At 59.1% G+C, this 232-nt stretch carries 1 pseudogene; it reads right to left on the bottom strand.

Going from position 1 to position 232, the window contains the following annotated elements:
• Positions 1-58: 58 nt before the first annotated feature.
• Positions 59-232 (bottom strand): annotated as a pseudogene (locus NVV99_RS26980) (glutathione peroxidase); the annotation flags it as partial.

The following is a 232-nucleotide window of genomic DNA, read 5'->3' as shown; positions in this document are numbered from 1 at the left end:
CAAAGATACAATGGATTTAGCCGGACTCGCCGGATGCATCCGGGTGCTTGGTGAGCTATGAGTAGAGCGGATTCCGGTTCTCGCCTTTGACCTCGATCTTCTCGAGCAGCGGGAAGGTCACGCAGTAGGTGGCGGAGCAGAACTCCTGGATCTCCTCCGGCGTTCCGGGATCCTGACCCATGAACTGATTGCACGGCACGCCCACGACGAACAGTCCGCGCTCGCGGTATTC

Origin of the sequence: Rhodococcus sp. PAE-6, assembly GCF_025290685.1 — a bacterium.
Taxonomy (GTDB): Bacteria; Actinomycetota; Actinomycetes; order Mycobacteriales; family Mycobacteriaceae; genus Rhodococcus; species Rhodococcus pyridinivorans.
Note: the sequence above shows the minus strand (reverse complement) of the source record. Positions and strands in the feature narration are given on the sequence as shown.